This is a genomic window from Bacillus sp. P4_D3, assembly GCF_056401855.1.
The window spans coordinates 1-3,781 of record NZ_JBFUIN010000316.1 but is presented as its reverse complement, the minus strand read 5'-3'; the positions used below and the strand labels follow the sequence as shown (position 1 = coordinate 3,781).

The following is a 3,781-nucleotide window of genomic DNA, read 5'->3' as shown; positions in this document are numbered from 1 at the left end:
CATTTACTGTTATATGTCCAAGTCCGATAAATTCATTTGTTGCACTGTTATAAACTTTATAAGATCCATACAGTTTATGTTTTTCATTGCGCATTAATAATTTTTTATAGTCGTTTTGTGCTTCCTCTAAAGGAATGGCGCGCTCAGTAATTTGTGCCATCACTTTTTCGTTTGATACGAGCTGAAAGTATTGATTAAAGTCTGTTGTTTCAAATTTTTTGAAATGTAGCTTATGCATATGATTCCTCCAAACTAATTTTCATTTGTTCTTCAGAAAAGAAAAAGATAAGTTAAATCGTAATTTCAATTTGATTACCTTCAGGATCACTTATTACACTTTCGTAATAACCATCTCCAGTGAAACGTGGTCCATTTAATAAAGGATAACCCTCATCTTTTAATGTTGAAGTTAATTCATTTACACGTTCTTCACTACCGACAGAGAATGCCATATGTGCATAGCCAGTTATATTAAGGTTAGGTTCGTTTTCTATACCTTTTTTACGCATAAGTTCAAGCCTTGCTCCAGATTCGAACGTAATAAAATAAGATTCAAAGTGTTTCGCTTTATTATAATACAAAGAGTTTGCTTTACCATTGAAATACTTTGTATAAAAAGTACGCATTAATTCTAAGTCATTTACCCAAATTGCTATATGTTCGATTTTCATTCGTTTCACCGATCCTATCTTTATGTAAATTAATAAATATTTACTCTGAAATAATTAGAGAAGGTGAATAACACTAATTAGATGTTCACTGTATTAAATTTGCAACCATATTGCAAGAAATAAGAATGGGCGTTAGGAGAAATCAAATGATAATGATTTTACTAAAGGAGTTTGTTAATTTTCAGGTCACAACATGCATACAATGTCTAATTAAGTGAATTACGTACGTAACAATTGCAAATAAGGAGGGACTAATTTGTGGGGCAAATTGAACAAATGATGATTGTCGGCATTTCTATGTCTTTTATACTATCTATTATGACATTAGGGTCTTTATATTATAATCCTCGTCTTTGGCTAAATGATTATCCGAAAGATATTCAAAAAGTAGTTTTGCCAAAATCGATAAATGAAAAAAAGCAAACGTATTATTTCGGAATTATTTACAATATTATTCTCTTCGGAACGCCTTTAGTTTCTACGTATATACTACATCAACATGAAAAATTATTGTATATTGAGACCTATTTACATACTTTTGGGATTGTAATGACTTTCAATTTAGTAGATTTATTTATAATTGATTGGCTTATATTTTGCTGGATTACTCCAAGATTTGTTGTTATTCCTAGTACAGAAGGGATGAAGGGGTATAAAGACTATATATTTCACTTAAGAGGAGCAATAGTCGGAACGCCATTTTTAGCAATAATAAGTTTATTTGTGGCAGGAATTGCGACAACTATTTAGTATAAGGTAGAGGGGGATGAAACGTTAATACTTATACTTAAAGGAGTATAAATAATGAGCCTTTTGATTAGAAAATTAGAAATAAATGATTTAGACCATTTACCTGAAATTGATGATAGTTTTACAGTAAATGCCCGGTTAGTTCTTTCTGTTTCAAAAATAAATAACAAAATAGAATATACAGTTGAAAAAGTACCTAGCTATGAAAAAAGTTATTTAGAAGATAGGTATGATGACGATGAAGAGCTAGCGTACAATGAATATATAAATAATCCTAATCAAATAATTTACATAGCACTTTTACATAACCAAATCGTAGGAGTTATGATATTGAAAAAGAATTGGAATCGCTATGCTTATATAGAAGATATCAAGGTGGACATAGAATACCGAGCACTTGGAATTGGTAGAAGATTAATAGAGCAAGCAAAGCAGTGGGCAAAAGATGGTAATATGCCAGGCGTTATGCTTGAAACACAAAATAATAATATGACAGCGTGTAAGTTTTATGAGAAATGTGGATTTGTAATAGGGGGATTTGATTTTCTTGTTTATAAAGGGATAAATGAGCAAAATGATGAAGTTGCGATTTATTGGTATTTAAATTTAAAATGAATATATATTATTACTTATGTAAAGATTGTTCAGTTATCAAAACTGAAATACAAGGAACATAATGAAAATAAGACTGACTCATCCTGTCAGTCTTATTTTTGATGTGTCACATCATTAACAATGGCATGAAATATGTCTTTTTGCGTGAAATCATCTGTAAAAACAGTTTCTTTATCAACTTCAATTGTATCGTGCGGGTTATACCATTTACTCAATAAATCTTCTCCAAATTCAAGTCGTTTTTCTCTCGTATTATGCCGTCTAATCGTTTCTTCAAGTGATAAGTCAAAATAATATGTATAAGCGTTTCCTTCGAAATAATGTATTAATTCTTTCAGCATATCACCGTATCTACGACTGTTCAGTATACCTTCTAAAATAACAAATTCACATTTTCCTTTTCCGTACTTCGTAATTTCAAATAGTAAATCATGAGATAAGTTACCTATTGTATCGTGAACTTTTAGCATATCTCTGCGCACAACGTCTTGTGAGACTAGAAGTGTTCCTTGCCMGAAATGTTCTTGCAGTTCCTTTGCGATTGTTGTTTTGCCACTTGCGGAGTTTCCGCGAAGAATGATTAATGTCGATTTCAAAGTCTCATCTCCAAATTGTTTTAGTAAGCGCTTCTCGCCAGTTTATAGAAGTTATTGCTTTCAAAGTGATATGAGACATCGTAAATAACCTCCAGTTTATTTGTGGTTTGATTATAGGAACTCTTTATTTTAAAGATACAATATTTTCTTGAAAAATAAACAGAATTATTGTAAATTAATGATAATTAAAATTTATATTGTTTAAAAGCTATGAAAGGAAGTAGTAACAAGTATCTTTTCTTTTAGAGAGTCGGTGGGTGGTGTAAACCGATAGAAAGCGCTTGTGAATCCGTCCTTGAGCGAAATGTGGAACCCTTCAATGTGAAGTTAGTAATCGTTTCCGGTTAAAAACCGTTAATTTTTTAAGTGGAAAGCTTACATTTTCTATGCTTTCAACTAGGGTGGCAACGCGGGTTAACTCTCGTCCCTTTTATAGGGACGGGAGTTTTTTGTGTTTTTTTAGTGAAATTCCCTATCTTAAAAGCTTAACGTGAACGAAGAAGATGACATTAGTCACTTATTAAAGGAGAGATAAGACATGTTAGATGTAAAAGTATTACGTGCTAATTTTGAAGAAGTAAAGAAAAAATTGATTGGTCGCGGTGGAGAGTTTCTTGAATTGGATACATTTGAAGAATTAGATCAAAATCGTCGTGAACTGTTAGTAGAAGTAGAAGAATTAAAAAGTAAACGTAATGGAGTATCTGATCGTATTGCGAAGTTAAAGCGTGAAAAACAAGATGCTAATGAACTTATTAGTGAAATGCGTGAAGTAGGAGAAAGTATTAAAACGTTAGATGATGAGTTACATAATGTAGAAGAGAAATTGAATTCTATATTATTGGCATTACCAAATATACCTAATGAAACAGTGCCTATTGGAGCATCAGAAGATGATAATGTTGAATTACGTAAGTGGGGAGAAATAAACGAATTTTCATTTGAAGCAAAACCACATTGGGAAGTTGCTGAAAAATTAGGATTACTAGATTTTGAGCGAGCAGCAAAAGTAACAGGAAGCCGCTTTGTATATTACAATGGCTTGGGAGCACGTTTAGAGCGAGCAGTAGCTAACTTTATGCTAGATTTACATGTTGAAGAACATGGATATACAGAAGTGATYCCACCGTTTATCGTAAATAGCGATAG

At 31.8% G+C, this 3,781-nt stretch carries 5 protein-coding genes, 1 pseudogene and 1 other annotated feature; of the genes and pseudogenes, 3 read left to right on the top strand and 3 right to left on the bottom strand.

Annotated features, from left to right (window positions below; all coding sequences use genetic code 11):
* Nucleotides 1-238 (bottom strand): annotated as a pseudogene (locus AC1DTM_RS20155) (GNAT family N-acetyltransferase); the annotation flags it as partial.
* A 52-nt stretch (nt 239-290) separates the two neighbouring features.
* Nucleotides 291-671 (bottom strand): VOC family protein, encoded by a 381-nt coding sequence (locus tag AC1DTM_RS20150; protein WP_016105179.1) that lies wholly within the window; start codon nt 669-671, stop codon nt 291-293.
* A 258-nt stretch (nt 672-929) separates the two neighbouring features.
* Between AC1DTM_RS20150 and AC1DTM_RS20145 the strand changes: the two genes are divergently transcribed.
* Both AC1DTM_RS20145 and satA read left to right on the top strand, forming a co-directional pair.
* Nucleotides 930-1,421: a nitroreductase gene (locus AC1DTM_RS20145; protein WP_477000727.1), complete on the top strand. Its 492-nt coding sequence runs from the start codon at nt 930-932 to the stop codon at nt 1,419-1,421.
* A 54-nt stretch (nt 1,422-1,475) separates the two neighbouring features.
* On the top strand, nt 1,476-2,036 hold the full coding sequence (satA, locus tag AC1DTM_RS20140; RefSeq protein WP_002161394.1) for a streptothricin N-acetyltransferase SatA: 561 nt from the start codon (nt 1,476-1,478) through the stop codon (nt 2,034-2,036).
* Nucleotides 2,037-2,128: 92 nt separating this feature from the next.
* Here satA and AC1DTM_RS20135 read toward each other — a convergent pair whose 3' ends face one another.
* The gene (locus AC1DTM_RS20135; RefSeq protein ID WP_477000726.1) at nt 2,129-2,632 is read right to left on the bottom strand and encodes a kinase; all 504 of its coding nucleotides are present in this window, start codon (nt 2,630-2,632) and stop codon (nt 2,129-2,131) included.
* 201 nt (nt 2,633-2,833) lie between these two features.
* Nucleotides 2,834-3,064 (top strand) — a binding site (T-box leader).
* Nucleotides 3,065-3,170: 106 nt separating this feature from the next.
* Between AC1DTM_RS20135 and AC1DTM_RS20130 the strand changes: the two genes are divergently transcribed.
* A partial coding sequence (locus AC1DTM_RS20130) for a serine--tRNA ligase (protein ID WP_477000725.1) occupies nt 3,171-3,781 on the top strand: 611 nt, incomplete at its 3' end.